Below are 25,376 nucleotides of genomic sequence, written 5' to 3'. Positions count from 1 at the left end.
ACAGTTCTGTTAGTGATTATATGCCTACGCGTATGCCCAATTGTATGTTCTTAATCTGTGGCTCGAGCCCGGTATCAATACCTTGCAACAGCACGTTCTCATTAGCCGCAAACTCCGGATCGTAACCCAGGTATTTGGTAAAGGTTAGCAGGTTATAACCTGTTACATAAACCTTTACGTATTTAAAGTATTTGGCTTTAAATGGTACGTCATAGCTGGCAGTTACGCTGCGCAGGCGGATATAAGAACCGTCTTCAATCCAACGGTCAGAAAACGCTGAGTTACCACTTGGATCACCGTATGATGCTCTCGGGATAGAGGTTACCTGGCCATCACCACGCCATCTGTTGTTAATAGCAAGGGTTTGGTTGTAGAAGTTGCTTTCAGACTCCAGCATCCTGCGGGTGTAGTTATATACCTGATTGCCTTTTACAAATGAAATCAACGCATTCAGGCTAATTCTTTTGTAAGTAAAACCAGTTGTAATACCACCAACAAAATCAGGGTTAGGGTTGCCAATAACCTGCATGTCTTTGCTATCAATCACTTTATCGCCGTTTACATCAACAAAGCGCATATCGCCACCTTGTTGAGGAATAAGCGTTCCGGCAGCATTTCTTACGCTGATGCCTGCAGAAGCGGCCTCTGCGTTGCTGGCATAAACGCCATTGGTTTTATAGCCATAAAACTCGGCAACCGGGCTGCCAATACTGGTGATGATATTTGCGCCAGCATATTGATTAATCAAGTTGTTAGCCGGCAGTTTAGTGATTTTGTTGCGGTAAGTAGCAATGTTGAAACCCAGATCCCATTTAAAATTAGGTTTGCTAATAATACGGCCATTTACACTTAACTCAACGCCGTTAGTTTGCATACCGCCATCATTAGTAATGGCATAAGAAACACCAGATACAACCGGGGCCGGTGTTTGTGTAATCATCTTATCGGTTACGTTACGATAGTAATCGGCAGTAACATTCAAGCGGTCTTGCAAAAAGGACGCGTCCAGACCCAGATCCAGCTTTCTGTTCAACTCCCATTGCAAACCAGGGTTGCCAAAGCTACCACGTACCAAACCTTGCTGACCCAGCAGATTTTGTGATACATAGTACTGACGGGCAGCATAATTACCAATATCATCATTACCGGTTAACCCGTAGCTGGCGCGCAATTTCAGTAGCTCTATGAACTTCAGACCAGACATAAAGCGCTCTGATGACATAATCCATGCTGCAGAACCCGATGGCAACACCGCGTAGCTGGTACCCCCCACGTGCAACGCGCCCGGTACATTTGTGCCAAATCTTGAAGAAGCATCGGCGGTAACGTTGAATCCGAAGATGTATTTGTTAGAAAGCTCGTAGTTTACATTAAAGTAATTGCTAAACCAGCGGTAAGCACCTAAATCGCCGCCAGCTATGCGCAGTGCAGGCACAGAATAGGTAACACTCACCAATTGGTCAATAGCCGAGTTATAGCCCAGGTCAATATTACTGTAGTTGTTTGACTGGGTATAACGCATACCTAAATAAGCATTCAGCTGGTGGATGCGGTTGAAGGTACGATTGTAAGATAAGTAGGTATCGCTATACAGGTTAAACAAGCGCTGTACCTGGCTACCCAAACGGTTAAAGATAATTTGTCCGTTTGCCAGGGTATCGCCTGTTACACCAGTACGTGGAATAAAGGTATTCTCGCGTACTTTATCAGCAGTAACGCCAATCAAACTTTGTGCAGCAAAAAATTTGCTGATTTGATATTTGAAATCAAAGTTACCAAAGAACCGGTAGTATTGGTTTGACTCTTGTGTTTTGCTTAACAAAACAGCAGGGTTACTGTAATTAAAAATGTCAACGTCAGCCTGGTTTGGCGATTCAATACCAGACGAGTTTACCTGTTGAGTACGCAATAATGGCGATTTAATTAAGCTCAGGAAACTAGGGCTGGTTCTGGGCGCCACACCCTGATCTTTCAGGTTCTGCGAGTTGTAAGCAAAAGCCAGCGTGGTATTGATAGTAAAGTTTTTACTAATGTTAAGGTTACCGTTAAAGCGGGTGCTATATTTAGTTAAATCTGTATAAGGTGTGATGCCTTTATTGTTACCATACTGCATAGACAATACGTAACGGGCAATGTTATCACCACCAGATACACGTAAATCAACGTTTTTGTTATAGCCATTAGCAAAAGACTGCTTTTGCCAGTTGGTGTTGTTATGATAAACGTAATAGTCTGGATTTGACGCCGCATTATCATTCATAAACGGTAACGACGCAATCTGATCCTGGCTTAATGGCGTGGTATGCAGCAGGTCTGACAGATACACGCGGTAATCTTTAGACTGCATTAACGGCAACAGATCACTCTGCGGCATGTAGTTATAGCTTGAGTATAAGCCAAGGTCAATTTTGGTAGCCAGATCTGGGTTAGAATTGGTGGTGATGAGGATTACACCGTTAGCACCTTTGGTACCATAAATACCGGCTTGCGCATCTTTTAGCACGGTGATGTTATCCACATCATGCAGATCGAGTGTTTCAAACGGGTTAGTTACGTGCCCTGCAATTATGGAGTTACCATATCGCTGGGTATCGAAGATCATACCATCCAATACAATTAATGGAGCATTGGTGCCATACAACGAACTGAAACCACGCAGAAACAAGTTAGCGCCAACATTTGGCGTACCTGAACGGCGCACTACATTTAAGCCTGCTACCTTGCCTTGCAGATATGAGTCTGCTGTTTCAAGCTTTGAAGGCTCCCATGCACCAAAGGTATTAACGCTGGATACAGCGTTTGACAGCTTTGAGGCAGGTACGTTGCTGAAAGGCAGCTTTGCTTCGTCATAAATAGAACTATAGGTATCTTCAAACAAGATCACGTCTGGAATAGTATGCTGACCTTTCAACGGTACATACTTCTTTTGATAACCTTGGAACGATACCATCAGCACGGCATCGTAACTTGGCACCGATACGCTGAAGTGACCATGGTCATCAGTAAGTGCAGCAGAATAACCATCTACGCTTACACTTACACCGGATACCGGCTTGCCGGTGGCTCCGTCTTTAATATTACCGGTGGCTTTTGGTGCATTAGCACGTGCAATAGAGTCTTGACGATAACGTGCAACACTATCTGCCATATTCACAGACTTACCACCCGACTGTTGTGCCATCACCTTTATGCTGCTCAATAAGCATATAGAAAGGAGCAAACCAATTGATTTCGTAAAATTTTGCATAAGGTAAAATGGGTTTATTGTATAACAGGGTCCAGTCTAATGTAATCTATCAATAAGTTGTTCGCGTTCACCGTTGTACTGTTGGCCGCCTGCAAATACATATTAATAGTTGAAAGTTTAGTCACGTTAAGCATTCCACCCACAACATTGATGGTTGAGTTGGCAGTAATAGTGCCCGCAGTAGCGCCTGTGTACTCCATCGGCACATAATTGTATGGAGTGCTGTTCTGGTACGGATAGTTTACGGCCGTGGTGGCGGTTAACGTTCCGGTGGCGGCATCTGTTACGGCTATTGAACTTACCTGACCAAAGGTTATCCTTTGCGAAATATTACCTGGCTTAGCAATATGGTTAAATAAAGTATCGTTAACCGCCCTCAGATAAACTCTGTATTGGCAGGTGTTAAGACCGCTTACCCTATATGCTGCAAAAAATGAGGCCAGTGTAGTACTACTTGAGAACTGCAAAAACATATCGTTATAAGTTTTGCCATTGATGTCTGGTCTGATGCGATACTGCGCCAGTGACGCCCTGTCTGCACGCGTAAAGAATGACGGAAACTCGCCCTGGATAGTGATGGATGTGATTTTTTCTGAAACGGCGAAGTTAACCGCGCTCATTACGTACACAATACCGTTGCTGGCATTATAGGTTTGCACAATAGCGCTTTGATCAATAGGCACGTTAACTCCATTTACAGATTTAAGGCTGGCTGGCAGATCTGCCGGTTTAACCATCCCACGGATAGCTACATCTTTCAATACGTTGAATGAAGCCAGCCTGGTGGTGGTATCTACAGAGTTGGTTACAGTGGTAAAGTACTTACTCACTTTACCGCGTTCTGTATTCAGGGCTGCATCAGTCAATACGATGTAAGTATAGGTACTGTCCTCATTGTCCAGCGCTGCTGTTTTTTTGAAGTATTTGTTATACTTCACCACACCTGTACCTGGTACCAGAATAGGCTTACCGGTTTTAGGATCAAGGCTCTGTACCGTGGCTTGAGTTGTATCTGTATAGCTGGTATCCTGACTCTTTACATAAGCGCTTTGTAAGGCGCCCACCGTAGTAAGGCTCCTCACAAAGTCAGATATGTTTAATTTAACCGGCAACGTTTTGTCTATAATGTTAAGCGTACCGTTGCTAACATACTGATCTGCAGTAGTAATATTAGCATCTTCGACCGTTGTGCGGGTAAAGGTTACGTTTTTGCCGGTCAGCGTATGGATACGGATAGACCCTTGAATACCAGATGCCAGGTAAGTTTGATTGGCAATATGGTTTGAGATGAACAACTTCAATTGAACAGGATCACTCGCAACGGCCGGATCAAGCGATTGCATGGCGGTGTTAGTTGGCGCAAAAACGGTAAACGTTTTTGACGACGCCAGCACCTGATCCAAACCTGTTTGCGTTAAGTACTTTGCAAAAGTACTCAGGTTTGGATTGGCCTTGATCTGCTCTATCAGCGTAACATTCAATTGCTGGTTGGCAATGGCAGTACGCTGATCCCATTGTTTTTTGCAAGCGCTCAACAATGCCACGGAGCATATCAGCATTAAAAGATATTTTACTTTATTATTAATCATTTTTATCTGATCGTTTTAGTTTAAAAAATAGTTCGTATCTGCCTATTTCAGCGTTCCGTCTCTACCCAGTTTCGGATTCAGCTGATCCATATCAATCGGCCTGAACTCAATAGCATCCCAAACCATACCAGAGTTGGTACTAGAGTCTGTAGTTGTTTCAAATCTGATTTTATGCGGGCCAGTTGTTTTGATAACTACCACACCAAGCAATCTGCCTACAAAATCAAAATATGGAGTTGTAGCATTATTGGCCGGCGCTTCAGAGTAGCTCTTATAGCCACGTGCTTCTGCCTGGGCAGGGCTCTCGGCAAAGTTTAGCTGATCTTTATTGTTCAACAGGTTTGGCAGCGGTACGTTATCAAAATAAGTAAGTACTACCTTACCACTACCGTTACGTTTATAATCAAACCATATTTTATAAGTACCTTTTACAATTACCGGAGTGGTAAACTCTATAGTTTGTAAACCGTCATTACCCAACCTGAAACGTACGTTAGGTTCAAGCCAGTCTAAACCATAATAGTAACTATTTCCGGTAGCAGCGGCGGCAGGTGTTTGCGATTGATAAACCACACCGTTACCGTTGGTGCCTTTGCCCACCATAGCAACCTGAGAAAGCGTACCCAATACGAATTTATTATTAACCGCTACGCCACTTCTGTAGAGGCCCGGGGTTTTAATAATTTCCGGTTGTGCCGCGCAATCAAAATACACGGCAGATGGTACACGGATTTTAATGGTATAATGGGTGTTCACGTTATGTAAAACACCGCTGGTGGTAGATACGTCGCTGGTTGAGCGATTAAGCGCCTGCCCCGGTTCTAACTTGCCGTTGAAAGTATCATTGTTCAATAATACGTTTGGCAACACCAGCTGGCTGGTGGTGATCTCCTGTGGTGCCAGGGTTGGGTGCGAAAGAATAACGCTGATATCTGACACGTATGACAGCTCTGGCCAAACGTGATAACCCATAAATAACCAAAGACTATCGGCGTGGTTTTTAGGGTCGCCCTGGGTAGAGTATCTTGCTTTAAGTTGCGCGTATGTATTGAAACCTGCTGCTTTAAACACGCTGTCAGTTTCGGCAATTACGGTGAGGTATTTGCGCGTAGGGTCTGTAGCTACCGAAGATGCTACATTAAGCGTATCGTAAAAGCCGGTTTCTTTTAGCGCCTGAAGGAAAATGGTGTACCGGGAATCTTTCTCAATGGTTTGAGCCAACGTTAATGTGGCCGGCTGCAATACATTATCAATTACATGCAATATACCGTTGCCCAATCGAATGTTTGATTTAACCAGATTGGCTTGTTTATTGATTACAGTTGTTGATACATTGTTTACCGTTCTGGTAGCAGTAATAAGGTACTGACCGCTGTTTGTGGCCGTACGCATTTTACCATCGCTAAAGTTATTGGTGCTAATAGTATCGGCAACTACAGCAATACCTATTAAGCTTTTTGCCGTTGCGGCGTCAATTGCGTCTACACTGGCTTTGCCTGTTGCCTTAAGGTAAGCCGTTACACCATCATTATTAGGTATAAAAAAGGTATAGGCACCATATGTGTTAAAAAAGCTTGCGTAACCCGCCTTATCAATGATCTGCGTGAACATTGAAAACTGCGTTGGGTTTTGCTGCATATAGGTATACAGGTTTACTGTATTGGTTGTTGTTAAAGTAAGGTGATCTTGCTTGCAACCATTAGCAGACATTAAGAGCGTTACAGCTGCCATACAAAGCAGCAAGTAATATCGCATTCCGTTAATAACTGTTTTCATATCTTCTAACGTTAATCTGTTTATTTATAGAATGGATTTTGAACCAGATTTGGATCATTCTGTATATCGTCCTGCGGAACAGGGAAATAAAGGAAATTACCATCCTGGATCTTTGAAAAGGCCGATTGTTGGTACAGCGGCGGTACGCTTACAGATGCAGCTGCCAGCAGTACGTCTCTACGGGCAAAATTGTTCCTTTTAGCAATCCTCAGTAAATCATACCAACGTTTGCCCTCATACGGAAACTCGCGCGCACGCTCTGCAAGTATATAGTTTGTTAAACCGTTAACATCTGCAACATCCGGGCTTTGTACTGTAGCCGGTAAGGCATTTGCACGCGTCCGTATCTGGTTAATAATATCTAATGTCTCCTGTCCGCGGCTACTGTTTGCACATGCTTCAGCCTTCATCAACAAAACATCCGCGAAACGATAAAATATCCAGTGTGCATAAGATACGTCGGCAGTTCTAAAGGTTGTTGCCGTTAAGTTGGTGTATTTATAAATAGTACCATCGGCAATATGGATAGCCACGTCATTACCCCTGATATCGAAATTAAGCGGGTTATTGAGATCTTGCGAATAGAAGTTATCAATGATGCTTTGCTGGGCCTTAAAGCGATATCTTGTGGTAGAGCTGAACATGGCAAAATATGGATTAAGCGTACCGGCATCAAACTGCAGCTCAAATATGCCCTCATTAGAGTTACCTACGCCATAAAGGATGTTAAACCAGTTAGGGCCACCTGGTACCAGGGCGTATTTACCAGAATTGATTACCTTATCACAAGCGGTTATCGCATCAGCGTAATCGTCCATCCACAGGTAAACATCGGCTAAAATAGCATCAACAGTAAACTTGTTGACACGACCTTTATCAGACGCGTTTGTTGAATACGCCGCCGGGCAATAACCTTCGGCAGTTTTCAGGTCGGCAACAATCTGTTTTAAGATATCAGCCTGTTTGGTTTTGGCCAATTGTTGCAGACCATCATCTGTAGAGGTTGAATGCAGTTTTAGCGGCACATCGCCAAAAGAACGCACCAGGTAAAAATACATGAGCGATCTCAGTGCCAATGCTTCACCCAAATAGTTATTCAACTGGTCTTGCGTAAGTGTGTTATCTCTTTTAATTACATCCGGGCCAAAATCAAGCACGTAGTTACAAAAGTTAATAACACGGTAAATAGGCTGCCATTTAACAACAGCGTTGGTAGGCAATATGTTGGTATTAATAATATCGTTTTCTGCTGTCGCGATACCTAAACCTGGTGATATAAAATCGGCACGCAGTTCGCCCCAATCGAAAAATAATTCGGCAGGAGTAACCTGTTTGGCGGTTGGGTTAGCCTCCATAGCATAGTAGCAACCAATAACGGCAGACTGCAATTGCTCTTTGGTTTGCCAAAACTGATCGGCGGTTACACCGTTTTGCGGTCGCAGCTCCAGATATTTATTACATGAACAGGCCGATACGGCTATCAAAACCAATAAAGTGATTTTTTGAAAGGAATTTTTTAACATAGCCGGTTAATTAAAATGTTATTGATAAGCCTAAAGTAAATTGCTTCAAAGGTGGTGTAACTGAGTTATCTACTACTTGCCCGTAAATATCTGACGTGCCGCCAACCTCTGGATCCTGACCAGTGTAATGCGTAAAGGTTAACAGGTTCTCTACGGTTACATAAGCGTTCATGCTTTTGGCGTGAATTTTAGCTGCCAGGGTTTTGGCAAAGTTGTAGCGCGCAGTTACAGAGCGTAAACGCAGATAAGTAGTGCTCTCTACATAACGATCTGAACCTAACCAGTTGTAACCAGTGTTGTACAACGCACGTGGGATATCGGTGATATCGCCGGGATGACGCCAGCGGCGCAATACCGCGGTACTTTGGTTATTAAAGCTATACTCGTTACTTGTGTTCATTTTGGTCATGTTAATTGCGTCGCCTCCAATTCTGTAGTTAAAGAAAGCCGAAATAACAAACTTGCTCTTAATAGTAAACGTTGGACCAAAACCACCGGTAAATTTAGGGTTACCGTTACCCAGGTAAACTACGTCCTGAGCGTTGATGTTACCGTCGTGGTTAATGTCTTCATACATAGCATCACCCGGTTGGAACAGGTATGATGACTGTGGATAGTTAAAGCGCATTTGCACTGGTGTACCATCCGGAGCTACGATTTTATTACCGCTGGCATCGCGGGCAATGGTGGCATCGGCATCCTTATAAACACCTTTAAATTTATAACCGTAAATTGAACCCAATGGGTTGCCTAATTGCAGAACTTTCAGGTATTGGCCATTGGTGGTAATATTGCCGCTTGATGTTGCATAATAAGGAGAGATCTGCAACAGCTTGTTAATGTTATTGGCAATGTTAAAGTTGAAATCGATATTAAGATTTTTAGACTTATATGGAGTGGTAATAATGTTTAACTCAAAACCACTGTTTTGCATAACACCCACGTTGTTATATGGCAGCGTTGGGAAACCGTTATAGCTGGCAATTGCCAGGTCTTTGTTTAACAGATCATGAGTTTGGTTGCGGTAAAAGTCCAGATCGATATTTAAACGACCTTTAAACATCACCGTGCTAAAGCCCAATGTTAAACCTTGCAGTTTCTCCCAGCGCAGGTTGTTAAGCTGGATGCTTGATGCCTGCAGGCCGTTAACACCCAAATAACTGCTTGGGGTACTGTTATAAATTGCATAATAAAGATATGGAGTTTCTGGCGCAGAACCGGTTACACCGTAGCTGGCGCGTAAACTGAAATCATCCAGCCAGCCGCTAAACTTCCTCATAAACGGCTCGGCCGACATCCTGTATCGGGTAGATACTGACGGGAAAAGACCGTACCTGTAAGTTGGCCCGAAAATAGAGTTACCCTCACCACGTGCAGCTACAGCAATAATATAGCGGTCAAGGTATTTGTACTGCACGCTCATTACCGCGGCAACATCTCTGGTTTGCGCAATAGATGATGTAAACGGATTAACTGATGCCGGGTAAGCACTCAGCGTACGGCCCGGCGCAGAAGGGTCTGTTAATGTGCTTGATGCAGTGTTAGTTACAGCCTGGCCAACTGTTAAGCTTTTATCATCCTCTGTTTGGAGAGAAAGCAATGTTTGCAAGCTGTGTTTCTCGCCCAGATCTGGGTTGAAAAGCAAGTTGGTTTTAGTGGTTACAGAGTAAGTATCATAATCTGAAATAGAACCGCTGTTTACTGTTGTTTCTGTAAACGGACGTCCGGTTGCAATTTGCGGCAGGAAACGGGTTTGTTTCTGGTTATTGATATCAAACTGAATATCTGTAGTAGCAGTAAATGCCGGAGAAATAGTATAAATAACGTTAAAGTGTGGTGTAATCCTGTCACCCAGTTTGCTGTTTTGCGCTGCATTAGCCATGGCTACCGGGTTAAAAATTGCCGGATACTGACCTTGTGCGCCTGAAGCTGGAGAAAAATACGTTGGTGTTAAATAACCAAACTCGTTATACTCATAAATGCTGGCATTAGGCATTTTGATAGCGGCAATGGTTCTAACGTTGTCGTCGCCGGTACCATCGTTTTTGCTTGAATAGTCAAACAGTGTATTGCTGTGGGTATAAGCCACAGAAGCAGAGAATTTGATTTTATCAGATACAATATAGTCCAGATTTAAACGGGTATTTAATCTGTTTAAACCAGTACCAATGGTAGTACCCGTTTGGTTATTGTAACCTACAGAGGCAAAATAACGGGCTTTCTCGCCACCACCAGAAACCGATAAGTTATTATCGTAGTTACTACCTGTGCGTGAAATAGCTTTTACCCAGTCTGTATTCTGGCTGTAATTTTTGTAGTAATATACATCATACGGATCGTTCTCAAACTCTTTAAAGTTAAAGGTATTGAGCGGTGCACCATTTACATTCATCACCATCTCGGGGATGAAGGTAGTGTACTGGGCGCCGTTAAGCAGCGGAATATAACCAGGCTGCTGCGTAGAAGAACCTTTAAAGGTATAAGTAACCGTTGGCGGACCAACCTGACCACGTTTAGTGTTAATGATCAATACACCGTTAGCCGCTTTGGCACCCCAAACTGCGGTAGCCGCCGCGTCTTTCAACACCGAGATATCTTTAATATCTGAAGGTGCAATAGCCAACAGGTCTGCATACTCTGTATTGTTGGCTGTAGCAAAGTTGAAATCCTGAGGTACACTTGTATTATAAGGCACGCCATCCACCACAATCAGTGGATTAGAACCAGCGTTAAGCGATGCCGTACCCCTGATTTTGATAGACATACCCGCACCCGGATCACCCGAGTTTGATACGATATCCACACCAGGTAAACGGCCCTGTACAGCCTGGTCTATAGTAGTAGCCTGCAGGGTTTCTACGTCGGCAGCATTCAGGGTAAAGTTTGATACGGTAAGATCTCGTTTATCGATATTCATACCGGTACCGTTACCACTCTGCGTGCGGGCTTTAATAACTACCTCGTTCAGGTCGTTAGAGCTGCTTTCCAGGCTAACGTTAAACTGACGGCGGGTACCGATAGGCAACGAAAGCGTTTTATAACTGATAATAGAAATAACAATTTTATTTGCCGGATTATTGATTTTCAGCGCAAAGTTACCATCGATGTCTGTCGCTATCGCATTAATAGTACGCTTGTCTGCGTCCTGTTCAGACACGGTTGCTCCTATTACGGGCAACTTATCTTTGGCATCTACAACCCTACCTTTAATCAATATCTTCTCGGCAGTTTGCGCATGGGCGAGCGTACTTATACACAAGCAGACGAATGCGTATAGAAAACTGGTAAAAATTCTTCTCATGAGTAAGAAATTGGTTATTGAAGGTTATATCTTAAATAATTATCTATCTGATGCAATACACAGTAAGTACCCAGGTAATTACTTGTAGCAGGGAAAAAGCTGCTATTATTTGGCGCTGTTACATTAGCCATACGTCCAAAGGCATCGCTAAATTTCAGATTACCTGGCTGGTTAAATACAGAAACTGTATAGGCATCACCCCTATCATTCTTAACCATGGTTGGGAATGGGTTACCGTTTGGTCCTTTTTTACCATCGGGCACTATCGTAGAAGTAAGAATGTGATAAAGTATAAAGGTTGCAACCTTACTAATATCTGCTGTACTGGTTGGTTTGTAATTGAATGATACAAACTGAGTTGCAGCACCGGTACCAGTTGTGGTACCCGGCAAGTAACCATCAATAACAGCCTGTTTCATAGCCGCTTGCGTTGGAACAAGAACAGTATACGGCGCACCAAGCGAGATACCGATGATCTCTTTTGGCGTTGTACCGCTTACCACAGAAGAGTTTAACAGATATTGATAAAAATCATAATAAGGATCTGTAGGGTTAGTTCCGTTGGCAGCAATATCATTAAATATAGTAAGCGTAGGGAAAGGGAACAACGAGTTACCACCAAGGTAATATACCCTGCCGTTTGAGTAATCGTCAAAGCCGGTTACAGTAAGCGCAGTTTTTTGCTCAGTTAAACCAGCGTTGAAAACGGTGTTGTTATGCCATCTAAGATACTCGCCACCATTGGTTTCGGTAATGCCATCGCCAGAAAGGTTGTTCAACTCATTGTTTGGAGTAGATACAATACACATATTAAGCAAACGGGTAAGGTTGGCCAGCGGCGTTAAACCGGTAGTAAGCACACCATTGGTAGTTTGTGTAAAGTAGCTGTTCGCCTGGTCATAATCATAACCCATAGCGCGCAAAGTAGCATCGGGCATCATAAACACGGTGAAACGCAGGCCCGGGCTGCTTAATAATATTTTAGCTGATGCTGCAGTGATCAGCTTTGTCATTATAGAATAATTAGGATCAAGATAAGCACGCGCATAAACAGTTGAGAACACGTTACCTTGCTGCACCTTGTTTACACCATAAAACAAACCGTTGCTGCAAAACTGCTTATCTACCACGTTAGTAGTGGCGTCAAAGCGCGCAGGCTCGCCGGCGTTGTTGGTAGTGCTTGCAAATTTGGATGGCCATACCATGGTTGGGAACATGTGTACGTTCACCAAATCTTCAATAATGTTTATTGGAAGCTTATCAAGCGTGCCATAATATTTCAGAATAACGTTAGTTAAGTACGGCTGCAACACATCATTAGTTGGCGCAAACAGCGTATAGCCATCTTTCTGACCGTCATTATCTTCCAGCTTTTGGAAGTTTTCATTTCCTGGAGCAAAAGTTAATAACGGATCGTAAATTTTAACATAGGCATTTTTTACCTTACCATTATTAATGGTGCTATACTGGCGGGTATAGTTTGCATCTTTAGTATAAGTAACAAGGTATTTTTCTAAAATGCTTTTGAAAAGGCTGTATTGACTGCCAGATGCCAGCTTTTGCTCAATGTTTGGCAAAGGCATAATCACCTGGTCTATTTCATGGATCACACCATTCTCTGCAACTATATCTTTATTTACTACCGATGCGTTAGCAACGTTAAAACCAGTGTAAGTACCGGTAGGGAAAAAGTAATTATAGTCGGTCGCGGTCAGGTGTTCCTGAGCCATAAAGGTTGAAAAGAAATACGGGATGTATTTATTATTGTTATCGCCAAAAAGATACCCTCCCCCGTTACGGTTCTCTGTAACCAGCAAGGTAGAATCGCCTTCAGGGCCACTACCTGTTGAAAAACCATCATAATACGAAGTGCGGCGTTTAAATGCCAGACTAGGCACCCAACCTGCCGGCGACTGGTAATCAGCAATATGATCTGTACCGAACGCATTGATAACCAAACAGTAGGTTACAATTTTACGCGCCGTTGCCTGGTTAATAGCTGCTAAACTGGTATTGTTTGCAGCAAAATACTTTTGGAAGGCCGCATCGTTCGGTGCAAAAAACGTCCAGTAGCCTGCAGATCCCAGAATGTCTTTGTAACCGGCAAGGTCTACAAGTTTTAATAAGGTTGTAAAATTCCCTCTTGAATCCAGCACCTGGTAAATAGGTGGAGCGAGGTTGGCAGGCCTGCCATAATATTCATCAAATGCTTTCTTCCGGCACGACCCAAATACGGCCAAAAGACATAGCAAACAGGATAAATTTTTTAAAAATTTATACATAGATTGAGTTATTTAAGAAACTTTAAGCAAAACAATTCCCCTGAGCATAGAAATGCCCTTAAGTGCGGCGGGAGAAACCACAAATAGTTTAAAGCGCTGGCTTTAAAAATCTACGAAGTACGCGTGATGCTTTTAATTGGATGTAAAAATCTAATCATCAGGTTTATTTAATTGGTTATATAATTGGTTATGATCAAGCTTGTATCAACAGTAAGATACAACTTTTCCTTAATCTTGGTTTAGTAAAATTAACACTAAGCCTGAAAATCACTATCCTGTTCTGTCATGTTTATGTAATCAGGACAGTTATTATTTGCCTCATTGTTAAACAAATCCGCATCATTTTGTACTTAATCGCAAAAAAGGCCGCCTTATAATAAAATAAGATGGCCCTCGTTACGCCTTTATATCAAAATTTGATAAAAATTATAAACCGGCAATTAAATACACTTTGCCTATAATTTAACAACTGTTTTTAAGGTGAACCGTTAACTGTACTGGTGAAGAGTCGGAAAGTTTTTTAATCACCACGAACAGAGAATTATAATTCTGCCATAAACAAAAAGGACACAGGGCGTGCTTGCCTCTGTGTCCTTCTATACTATTATATGGTATCCTGTCCAGTACTATTTCCAGTACTTCGAGGCAAACTCAATAAATGTAGCCCAGTTGAGTGCTGGCGTGTGGCCGCCGTGGTGCAGGCGAAAACCCAGATCGCCGCCAACAACCGCTTCGTCTATCGCCGGGTATTGAGTAGTACCCAGATCTTTTTTACCCAGTAACTTATAAACCGGGCCGGCAGCAACCTCTGCCATAAACATCCCTTTTGGGTCGGCCCAGTCATCGCCATTGGCGCCGCCGCCTATAAATACAGGCCGAGGGGCAATAAGATCAATCAGTTCGTGCGAGTCAACCGGCAGATCTGTAGTGTGCAGCGGACCGGCATATTTCAAAAAATTACCGGCAAACCAGTAATACGGGCCGCTGGCCAGATTTTCTACCTGCTCGCCTAAATTATGACGATGCAGCTTGGCCCCACCCTCTCCAGACGAACTGCTGTAAACCACAGCAAAACGCGGATCATAAGCCGCAGCCACCAATGCAGTTTTACCATAACGTGAATGCCCTTCCAATCCCACACGTTTGGCGTCCAGCATTTTATCGGTCTCAAAATAATCTAATGCGCGACTGGCACCCCAGGCCCAGGCACGGCAGCCGCCCCAATCATCAGGTTTGCGGTATTGCCCTTTGTTCATCAAACCAATGATGCCTTGGGTAAGTCCCGCGGCATTATCAGCCTGCAGACTTGGCGGAAGAAACATACAGTAGGCCCAACCTTTATTTAGCACTTGCAATTGCCAGCTTGGCTCGGCACCGGGTGTTTGATCTAATTGCTTATAATCTTCAGGGAAAGTTAACTCCATCATTACCGGTACAGGCTTTTTGGCATTGGCCGGTATGGTCAAAATCATCTGAATATCTACGTTGATACTTGGGTAGCTGGAGTTATCTACATGACCAACCATCGTTTTAACAATCACCGGCACACCACCATGCGTGGTTTGCTCGGTATTGGCTACCTTCCAGGTTACTTTTGGGGTATTGGCAGGCACACGGCCGTAAATCTCCCTATCAAAATACTCTACCAGTTCAGGCCGGCGTTGTTTCCACCACATGGCTGCGGTGGTTACCTTTTTGCCGTTAGTTAAGGTTAGCGCGTCAGGGATGGGACCGTACAGGCCATCTTTATCTACATTCTTTTTTAAGATGGAATCAGGTGCACGGCGGATTGATTTAATATTCAACTGTCGCATCGACGCTTCTCTGTCATTATTACCTAGCTTCTTAAGGCTATCGGCTTTGGCTTTATCAGTGGTTTGAGCGAATACGCCCTGGGTAACAGCACAGAGCAATAATATTGAACAAGCGGTACTTCTCATTGATTGGGGGTAAATTTAAACTTCGACTAAGATGCATATTTTGAAATAAATGGGTCGGGCAATTTTTCCATTTTCAGCTTGTTGTCGCCGTTTTGTTACTACCACCTACCCATCAAAAGCAAAGGCCCGCATCACTGCGGGCCCTGCAACTAACGATTTCTATAAATCATTATCTTTAAAATTCTTCTACCTGTTTGCCCTTCTCCATCCAGTCAATCATATTTAATACCAGGTAATTCCAGTTTTGGAACCCTTTATTAAGGATAGGCTGACCAGTATCAGGCTCATAATACTCATGCAGGGCGCCGTTTTGCTGGTAATCTTTACCAAACAGGGCGATGGTTTTGCCAGCCAGATCGCGGGCTTCGGTATTGAAACCATATTTAACCAGTCCGCGGAAGACCAGATAATTGGAGATGCCCCAAATTGGCCCCTGCCAGTTAGATGGGTTATTGCTGGCACGAACGCTGTACATTTTTTCCAGCTTAGAGAGGGTGCGTACTCCGTAAGCGGCATTAAAAGTGCGTTTATCCAGCAGGTTTTCATTTACAATGCGTTTAGCCTGCTCTGGCGTAGCCACACCGGCCCACAAGGCCAGAAAGCCCGGCCAGCTACCAATACGCTGAATCAGGCCGTCATAAGTGCGGGGCATTCCGCTGTGCAGTATCATGCTTTGGCCGAAGATGATGGTAGGCTGATTGGTAATCGGCCTCAAATTCAGATCGACAGAGTAGAAACAACCATCTTTTTCATCCCAGCAATTCTTTTGGATAGCCTCTTTAAGGTCATCGGCATTATGCTGGTACTCGATGGCAATGTCTGTCAGGTTCAATCTTTGCGCCAGGTAAACCATGGCCTGCAGCTCTTTATACATCAGGCAATTCAGGAAGATAGAAGCTGAACTACCATTTGGACGGAAGAACGTCGCCGGATCATTGTCTACCCCTATCGCCAAATCATCCTGCCAGTAGTACAACCCTGTTGCCTTGTTGCGATGATGGCTCTCGTAGTTATTGATAAAGGCCTGCATCAGGGCAAACTTTTCGCGCAGCCACTCGGCATTGCCGCCATTAACACGGGTTAAAAAGGCCGCATGCTGCGCAATAACCGGCTTGTGCATATTGGTGTGGTAAATATCAGCCGGACGCATTTTGGCCGGGTCTGATTTTTTGGCCACCAGGATAGGCATATAACCATCAAAATGGGTATAGTCTAAGAAATTGAGAACACAGCCTTGCTCATATTGCTCGGCTTCTTTGCTGTCTTTTTCGGTGCCGGTATCGGCCAGGATCTGGCGCAGGGCTATGTTGCTTAGCCATGAGTCCCAGTCCCACAGGTCGTTGGCATAGGCGCTGCTTCCCGGTGTAATGTACGGGTAATGCAGCGCCCCGCCAGCGGGCCTGAACATGCCTTTGTAGTCGGCATAAATATGTTGTCTGATCTGTTTTGCGTAGCCACCCAAACTATCTGGAATTTGGCCTGATGCTGCACCAGCGCTCGCCGCCAGTGCAGCCGCTAATAACCATTTCATCATTTTAATAGAACAATTTTTAGTGGTACCAGGCCCTTTAAACCAAGATTAAGAAATGAATAGAATACGCAATTGATCATAATTGCCTGGTTAATTATATCCGTTGTTTTGCGTAATAGCGCTGTTCTGTGTAATTACATATTGCGGGATAGGGAAAAACTGATTATTCTGATTGATGGCTTTTCCTTTGGCAGAAAGTACCGTTACTAAACGACCAGTACGCTTCAAGTCAAACCAACGGTGAAACTCCAGTGCCAGCTCTACCCTACGCTCATGCTCCAGCGCCAAAGCTAATGTACCATATTTTGCCGAAGGGTAACCAGCAGTACCATAAGCAGGTACACCCGCACGGCCACGCACCTGGTTCATATATTGCGGATCGCCGGTGGCTTCGGTTAACAGCAGCAGTACATCAGCGTAGCGTAGTACCATAAAGTTGTTATTGCTCAGCTCTTGTGTGCCGCTGGATGGCGCTGTGCGATCTTCCCATTTTTTAGGGAATTTGATGGCCACAAAGTTTCCTTTGGCATCGTTATAACCCAGTTCGATAGATGCATCGCGACGTGGGTCGCCACTTTCATACTCGTTATACAGATCATCAGTTACCTGGTTAATACCGCCGCCATATTTGGTAATTACACCGTTGGTAACCGGTGCAAAGGCTGTCCAGTACGGGCTGTATGGGTTACTGGCAGAGCCACCCAGGTACTGAATTTCAAAAACCGATTCTTTAGTGTTTTTTACAGTTGCGCCCCACAATGATGCATAGCTTGTCAACAGGCCATATTGGTTACTGTTGTAAACATCCATCAGCACGGTAGTGGCTGATGTTTTATCGCCCAGGCTCAGGTAAACTTTGCCCAACACCGTCTCAGCAGCGCCTTTTGAAGCACGACCGACAGCAGGCACTGCATTAGCCAGCGGCAGGTTAGCAACGGCAAACTTCAGGTCTGCTACAATCTGTTTGTAAGTATCAGCTTCTGATGAACGCATAATTTTGTAAGCTTCATCCGCAGAAACCACCTTTGTTACCAGCGGGATACCGCCCCAAAGCTGTACCATGTTGTAATAGTACAGACCGCGAAGAAACATCATTTCGCCTTGTACACGTGCGGTGTAAGCAGGGTCAAGACCGGCAGTTTGGATCTGATCAAGGATGTTATTAATAGTAAACATGGACTTGTAATACTCCTGCCAGTACTGATAGATCAGCGTGTTAGACGCGCTGACGGTATAATCTCTGATGGCCCATTTATCTGCCTGCGCACCTGCTACCGAACCAATGGTGGCATCATCAGAACGAAGTTCGCCGTATGAAGCTGCTTCTTCTGGTGCATAGATGGTATATAAGGTAGCGTATGCAGAGTTGATGGCCACCTCAAAATCGGCCTTGGTTTTATAAAAGTTGTTGGCGTTAGCGTTTGATACAGGCGAAAGGTCTAAAAACTTTTTGCAGCTGCAGGCCATTACACACACCAGGGTAAGAGCCAATATGTTTTTAAAATTTTTCATTTTCATCTTCCGTTAGCAATTAAAAATCAACTTTAGCTCCAAATGTGATGATGCGCGGCACCGGATATGAACCATAGTCAACCCCGTAGAACGCGCCAGACGGGTTACCGCTGGTAGATGGCGTGGTTGCAGGGTATGTGGTGTTTTCCGGGTCGAAGTTTTTGTATTTGCTCCACAGATGCACGTTCTCTGCGTTTACATATACCCTGATGCCTTTAGCCGGGGTATGTTTAACCCAGGTTTGCGGCAAGGTATAGCCCAGCCTGATATTTTTTAAGCGAACCCAGGTAGCGCTTTCTACCCAATAGGTAGAGAAAGCCTGCTCCATAGCGGTTGGGTTGATAGATGGTTTAAAGTGAATACCATCGCCTGGGTTGGACTCTGAGCGCCAGTAATTGGCAACATCGGCATAAGCATTACGACCACCGTTCCAGATGCCCAAATAACGGGTTAACTGGTTAGTGATCTGTCCGCCGAATGAGCCTTGCACCATAATGCCCAGATCAAAGCCTTTAAAGCTAAAAGTATTGGTGATAGCCGAACCGAATTTGGCTTGTGCATTGCCAATGGTAGTTTGATCTTTAGCGTCAATTTTACCATCGCCGTTAACATCACGTACAATTGGCTCGCCAGGAGTAGTACCGGCTACGTGTGGCGTAGCGTCAATTTGTGCCTGATTTTTATACACGCCATCAAATACATAGCCATAGAAGTTTGATACCGGCTGGCCAACTTCTGTTTTAACCTGTACCACAAAATCTGTAAACAACAGCGGCGCATTGCCCGGACCTAGCTGCAACACTTTGTTGCGGTTAAGCGACAGGTTAAAATCTGTTGTCCATTTAAAATCGCCCACCAGGTTGCGGCTGGATAAGCTGAACTCAAAACCACGGTTGCGTACTTTACCAATATTGGTTAGTAAGGTTGAGAAACCGGTAATATCTGGCACAGGTACGTTCAGCAGCAAGTCTTTAGTTACCGAGTTGTAGAACTCTGCCGTTAAGTTGATGCGATTTTGCAGTAAGCCTATATCAACACCTAGGTTAAACTGTGCTGTTTTTTCCCAGCGCAGGCCATCGTTAGGCAGGTTAACCACATTCAAACCGCTGGCCAATGTGCCGCCTGATACATAGTTAGATGCACCCAGCAAACTCACCGGACCATAGTTAGGGATCTGGTTGTTACCGGCCAAACCATAGCTGGCACGTAGTTTAAGGTTTGATACAAATTGCTGATCTTTCATAAAGTCCTCATCAGAGATCAACCAGCCGGCTGATGCTGACGGGAAGTAACCCCATTTACTGTTCGGGCCGAAGCGCGAGCTACCATCACGACGAACGGCGGCCGACAGGAAATACCTGTTCATGTAGTTATAATTCACCCTGCCCAGGAATGATACCATTGACCATTCTGAAGCGGTAGAACTGCCCGAGCTAACAGTACCCGCGTTTAGCGTGTGCACCAAATCATTAGGGAAGTTGTTTGAGGTAAGGTTACTGGCCTCATCGCGCTGATGTTGGGCGGTATAACCCAGCAATACGTTCAGTGTGTGCTTGCCGAAGGTTTTATCGTAAGTCAGCGTGTTCTCACTCAACCAGTTTAGCGAGTAAGCATTTCTAACTACACCCTGTGCCGGTAATACAGCCGAATAACCATAAGCCTGACCAGCGTTGGCATAAGAGTTAAAAGTATTGTTATACAGGTTGGCGTTGATGCTGGTTCTGGCTTTCAGGCCGTCAATAATTTTATATTCCAGGTAACCGGTAGCCAGCGTGTTGAATGATTTATTTTTCTCGTCAATCTGGCGGGTAAGCGAGTATGGGTGCCACTCAATAATATCTGAGTAAGGCAGGAAACGATACCAAACTGACGCCGGATCGCGGAAACCCAGACTACCTGTTTCGGTATAAACCGGCAGGAACGGATCGCTCTGTAAGCCCAAGCTCACTACGTCGCTCTTACCTGCAGTACCATCTGTACGGTCAAAAATACCGGTAAAGGCCAGGTTGCTACCAATGGTAAAATGATCTGAAATTTTATGCTTGATGTTGCTGCGCAGCGACAGGCGTTTGTAGTAGTTGGCATCCAGCACCGCAGTTTGGTTCAGGAAACCACCAGAAAACATAAACTGAGTTTTCTCTGTGCCGCCAGACACCGAAAGCTGTGCGTTTTGCAATGGCGCCGAGCGGAACATTACGCTTTGCCAATCAGTACCGGCGCCAAACTGGCCCGGATTGGTGGTAAAATCATCAGGGATTTTATAGGCCGAGGTACGCACGCTGTTAGGGTCTGTAGCCAAACGACCAGGACCAGAAGCCACCCATGCATTATTGTGTGCATCAACATAGTATTGAATATACTGCTGCGCATCCATCATTTTAACGCGACGGGTAACATCCTGCACGCCGTACTCAACCGTAGCGTTTACGTTGGTTTGGCCCACTTTACCCAGCTTAGTGGTTACGATAACAACACCGTTAGCACCGCGCGAACCGTAGATGGCGGTTGATGAAGCATCTTTCAACACGTCAACCGACTCGATATCTTGCGGGTTGATGTAGTTAAGGTTAAAGTTTTCCAGCGGTAAACCATCTACCACATACAGCGGGTTGGTGCCTGCGGTAATTGAACTGGTACCACGAATTTTGATGATAGGCAACGAGCCCGGCGCACCTTGTGCCTGGGTAATGCTTACACCCGGCAACTGACCGGCCAGCGATTGGGTAACGTTGCTGTTAGAGCGGTCTTTAAAGTTATCATACTTAACTGAGGCGATTGAACCGGTTACCGCGCGTTTGCTTTGGGTACCGTAACCAACTACCACAATCTCGTTCAGCTGTTTGCCACCCTGAGTTTCTTTCAGTGTTACGTTAATGGTTTGATCCTGATTGCCAACGGTAATGGTTTGGTTAGCATAACCAAGGAATGAGAATGTCAGTTTTGCGCCGTTTTGCACGGTAAGCTGATAGTTACCATTGGCGTCTGTAGTGGTGCCAAACTGGGTTCCTTCTACCCTAACGGATACGCCAGGCAGTGGTGAGCCTTTGTCGTCAATTACCCGTCCGCGTACACGAAGATCTTTCACCTCGGTGCCTTTGGGTACAATAACTACCAGGCCGTTATCCAGTATCTGGCTTTTTAATTCGGTGTTTTTCAGTATCTCTTTCAAAACATCAGGCAGGGCCATGTCTTTTACGTCCATGGTTACCTGAACCGCGTCTGGCAGGTTTTCCTCGCTGTAAAGCACGCGTACATTGCTCTTTTTCTCCAGCATCGACAGTGTCTTTTTCAGCCCCATATTTTTCACATCCATGGTAACTCTTATGTTTTGCGAATAAGAACTAGCCGAGACACGAAGACAGAAAAGGAAAGTGAGAATGAATACACACTTAATCATCAGGATAATTTTTTTGAATCGAAAAATGCCGGTGCCATTACTATGAAGTATATTTTTTTTCATAGCTTTAAGGGTTTATTTAGTTAAACAATCTGTTAAAGGGGACTCTCATCCCCGGCCAAAAAAATTGCAGATTTTCGGCGGAAGGTGCTTGGACCCACTTTCCGCTTACTTTTTTTGCACGTTATTTAATCGTCACTTCGTCATAGTTTTTCTCGTATTTAAATGGTTTAATTAATTGGAGTGCCTGTAGCGCCTGGTCTAGGCTTTCATCCTGGAAAACGCCGGTAAAGTGGCAGCTGTCCAGTTTTGTATTTTGCACGCTGATGCTAACGTTATACCAGCGTTCCAGTTTGGGCAGCAACTCTTCAAACGACTCATTTTTGAAGATGAGCTTGTTATCTACCCATGATGTTTCTTCGATGTATTTCTGACTGTGAATTTCAACCGGCTTTACCCCCTCGATAGACAGGTTGCGGGTATGCGCAGTATCAGGAAAAATAGAGCCTGTGTGCGTATCGGTCAGCGTAAATTTCTCGTTCGGTCTCAGTAGGATTTTTTGCTTTTGGGCATCGGCCACGGTCAATTCTATCAGGCCACGGATCAGCGTGGCTTCCGTATGTTTCTCACCAGGGTAAGCTTTTACATTGAAGGCCGTACCCAGTACTTTGATAGAGAATTTTTTAGTGTAGATAATGAATGGGCGATGCTTGTTCTTGGTAACATCAAAAAAGGCCTCCCCTTCCAGATGCACAATGCGGCTGGCGCCAGTCTTCAGATCGTCATTAAAACTTAAACGACTATTGCAGTTTAGCCAAACCTTGGTACCATCGGGCAAAGTAACTCTCTTGCGGATGCCCTTGCCGGCAAAAATTTCTGTAGAGCCAACCGTTTGCTCCCGGCCATAAAAGCCGTACCAGGTTAAACCACCCAGCAGCAACACACACAGAAATACAGATGCCAGCATCAGCATCCGTTTGTAGCCACGCGGCGATGCATCTGCCGTTATTTCTTCCTCTTCTTCATCAGATTGGAAAGCTTCCGGGTGTTTGATACGGTGCAGCAGGTAAGCGGCATCCAGTTGTGCGTCGGCATCAGCATCGTGATGTTTTACCCAAAGCTGATTAAAGATCTCCTCGTAATAAAGCCCATCAGGATACATGTTGAGCAAATATTGCAATTCGCTCAACTCGTCTTCGGTTGCCTCATTGGCCATTTTACGGGCCAGCAATTCCAATATCCTGTTTTCAGACATAGTAAATAAAAAGGCGTCGGGAGCCGGTTTAATTGGGTTTCTGAAAGTAGGACAAGCGCGGGAAGGGAATTCCCTATAAGAAAATGAAAAAAATTTAGAAAAGACAAATCAGCCCAGGCATCGGGCGTTTTAGTGGCCAGTTAGACCACCCATCATTGCTGTTTTATTTTCTTCATTTCAGTTTCATAGCTACTAAAATTAGAGTAAGGCTCATTAATGCGGCCGTTGGGTTTCAGATAAATGTAGCCGTTAATATTATCTATAATCCAGTTGAAATGATTAAGGATCACATTGCCAAAGTAGGTTCCGGTTTTGCGGGCTGCGGGCTTTGTTGGGTCTGCAGCGTTGGTTACAATGTCTTTAAACGTTACGCCCCCAACGGTGGCATCGAGCCTGATAATCTTGCGTCCGTTCAGCATGGTCAGTTCTTTAAGGTTATTCCACACGCCGGGTTGTTCTGTAAACTCCTGCCCTATCAGCATGGTACCGTCGCGCCCGGTATCCATACCAACCCAAAATGCATACTTTTTCCCATTTTGCACTATACGCGTTTTCAGACTCAGCCTGTTAATCAGTGGTTGTTTGCTGTAGGTTTTTGCATGAGCGGGTAACTTATCGTGCACAATAAACAATTGCTTGTCATAATCAATTTCAATAATCTTATGGCGTAAAAAATTATAACCGATAATCAGATCTTCTCCGGGCTGCATATTGCCTGTTTCAATCAATGAGATTCCTTTAAAATTAAGATGACCAATAGTTAGATTATTATTGGCGCTTTTACGCACCTCATTAACTCCTTGTGAATTACTCAAAACGGTTTTGCCACCGAAAGCAAGGTTTAACCTTTCAGACGATGCTTTACTTACGCAGGCCATACCAGCGCCTGTATCAAACTGTATACTCACCGTATCTCTCCCATTAAGCAGCCCTTGTAAATAAATCCTCGATCCTCTTAATGTAAACGGGATAGTATCTGGAAATGACCCGCCGGGCAACAAGGCTTTGGTTGCGGGATCATCTTTGGCGCTGATGCGTACATGGCAGCTATCTTTACTGTTAAGCACCACCACCAGATCGTAATCATTACCGTAGGTAGTATTAAAGCTGACCTTGCCTTGATCTGTAACGAGTGAGATCTTGTTTTTACGGTGCGGAACGTTTACATAATAAACATCGCGTTTTACCTTGGGGTCTAACGCCCATGGCATTTTTATCATTCCGTCATAGATCATAGATTGGCTGCTGGTGGCTGCTATAACAGGGACTTTCTTTTGTGCAGATGCATGCAAAGTCAAGCTTAAACTCAGCGTTAATAACAGGGCAATTCTAATGGTGTTGATCTTGATCATTTGGTTGATTTTAATGATCCAAAGAAAAATAAATCTTTAAAAACAAGGATGATTTCCAAGCCGCCAAAAACGTGACAACGGCCCGCCAATAGCGCGCCAGGCCTATATCAGGCTAAAACTCAGATCCACCCGCAGCGTTTGATTTTGGGCTATTGAAACAGCATTGCGAAGGATAATAAAGATATTGACCGCCAACCATACCACAGGAATCAGTACCATATATTTACTTCTGATGGCAAACCAGTCATTCAGTATCACCACCATCAAACATAATACAGCGGCCAACAGTGTCCATAAGATCTGTATAGTTACCAGCCTTTTCGTCACCGGATTAAATTCCTTTTTCAAAAACATAATGAGCAACGGAGCAGCAATATTTAAAGGCGGGAGAAACATGAACGGCAAGGCCGAAAAATTGATCAGCTTCATCCATTTTGTATCTGCAATAGTGGGGGTTTCTTGTTTGCCAACCAACTCACTTTCGGAAATCCCTAATGCTTTAGCCAATGCCTTTAACGTAAATCCCTGAGGCTGGGTGCCCGCCTCAATACGTTGGATAGTACGCACGGAAATGCCCGATCTTTCACATAATTCTTCCTGGGTTAGGTTTTGTTGCTGCCTGATGGCCAATAATCGTGACATACAAGGTTTGCTTTATTTGATAAAAGTAT

Annotated in this window: 13 protein-coding genes; all 13 read right to left on the bottom strand. The window is 44.4% G+C overall.

Features of this window, described 5'->3' with window-relative positions; translation table 11 throughout:
- Nucleotides 1-16 precede the first annotated feature (16 nt).
- Complete coding sequence (locus ABZR88_RS06035) at nt 17-3,247, bottom strand: SusC/RagA family TonB-linked outer membrane protein (RefSeq protein ID WP_107828315.1); 3,231 nt, start codon at nt 3,245-3,247, stop codon at nt 17-19.
- A gap of 14 nt (nt 3,248-3,261) precedes the next feature.
- Entirely contained in the window at nt 3,262-4,836 is a 1,575-nt protein-coding gene (locus ABZR88_RS06030; RefSeq protein WP_107828316.1) for a fasciclin domain-containing protein, read from the bottom strand.
- A 42-nt stretch (nt 4,837-4,878) separates the two neighbouring features.
- On the bottom strand, nt 4,879-6,612 hold the full coding sequence (locus tag ABZR88_RS06025; protein ID WP_107828317.1) for a fasciclin domain-containing protein: 1,734 nt from the start codon (nt 6,610-6,612) through the stop codon (nt 4,879-4,881).
- 20 nt (nt 6,613-6,632) lie between these two features.
- Nucleotides 6,633-8,135, bottom strand: a complete 1,503-nt coding sequence (locus tag ABZR88_RS06020; protein ID WP_107828318.1) for a RagB/SusD family nutrient uptake outer membrane protein — start codon at nt 8,133-8,135, stop codon at nt 6,633-6,635.
- 10 nt (nt 8,136-8,145) lie between these two features.
- A complete protein-coding gene (locus tag ABZR88_RS06015) occupies nt 8,146-11,436 on the bottom strand; it encodes a SusC/RagA family TonB-linked outer membrane protein (RefSeq protein WP_107828319.1) in 3,291 nt (1,096 codons plus the stop codon).
- Nucleotides 11,437-11,450: 14 nt separating this feature from the next.
- Complete coding sequence (locus ABZR88_RS06010; protein WP_107828320.1) at nt 11,451-13,718, bottom strand: fasciclin domain-containing protein; 2,268 nt, start codon at nt 13,716-13,718, stop codon at nt 11,451-11,453.
- A gap of 626 nt (nt 13,719-14,344) precedes the next feature.
- Nucleotides 14,345-15,658, bottom strand: coding sequence for an acetylxylan esterase (locus ABZR88_RS06005; protein WP_107828321.1), 1,314 nt, complete (start codon nt 15,656-15,658; stop codon nt 14,345-14,347).
- Between the two features lie 175 nt (nt 15,659-15,833).
- Nucleotides 15,834-17,192: a trehalase family glycosidase gene (locus tag ABZR88_RS06000; protein ID WP_107828322.1), complete on the bottom strand. Its 1,359-nt coding sequence runs from the start codon at nt 17,190-17,192 to the stop codon at nt 15,834-15,836.
- An 87-nt stretch (nt 17,193-17,279) separates the two neighbouring features.
- Nucleotides 17,280-18,701 (bottom strand): RagB/SusD family nutrient uptake outer membrane protein, encoded by a 1,422-nt coding sequence (locus ABZR88_RS05995; RefSeq protein WP_107828477.1) that lies wholly within the window; start codon nt 18,699-18,701, stop codon nt 17,280-17,282.
- 19 nt (nt 18,702-18,720) lie between these two features.
- Nucleotides 18,721-22,014, bottom strand: coding sequence for a TonB-dependent receptor (locus ABZR88_RS05990; protein ID WP_245917028.1), 3,294 nt, complete (start codon nt 22,012-22,014; stop codon nt 18,721-18,723).
- 268 nt (nt 22,015-22,282) lie between these two features.
- A complete protein-coding gene (locus tag ABZR88_RS05985; protein ID WP_107828323.1) occupies nt 22,283-23,353 on the bottom strand; it encodes a FecR family protein in 1,071 nt (356 codons plus the stop codon).
- Nucleotides 23,354-23,505: 152 nt separating this feature from the next.
- Entirely contained in the window at nt 23,506-24,705 is a 1,200-nt protein-coding gene (locus ABZR88_RS05980) for a retroviral-like aspartic protease family protein (protein WP_107828324.1), read from the bottom strand.
- Nucleotides 24,706-24,807: 102 nt separating this feature from the next.
- Entirely contained in the window at nt 24,808-25,347 is a 540-nt protein-coding gene (locus ABZR88_RS05975) for a helix-turn-helix domain-containing protein (RefSeq protein WP_107828325.1), read from the bottom strand.
- Between the last annotated feature and the right edge of the window lie 29 nt (nt 25,348-25,376).

It is taken from the genome of Mucilaginibacter yixingensis (genome assembly GCF_041080815.1).
GTDB lineage: Bacteria > Bacteroidota > Bacteroidia > Sphingobacteriales > Sphingobacteriaceae > Mucilaginibacter > Mucilaginibacter yixingensis.
Note: the sequence above shows the minus strand (reverse complement) of the source record. Positions and strands in the feature narration are given on the sequence as shown.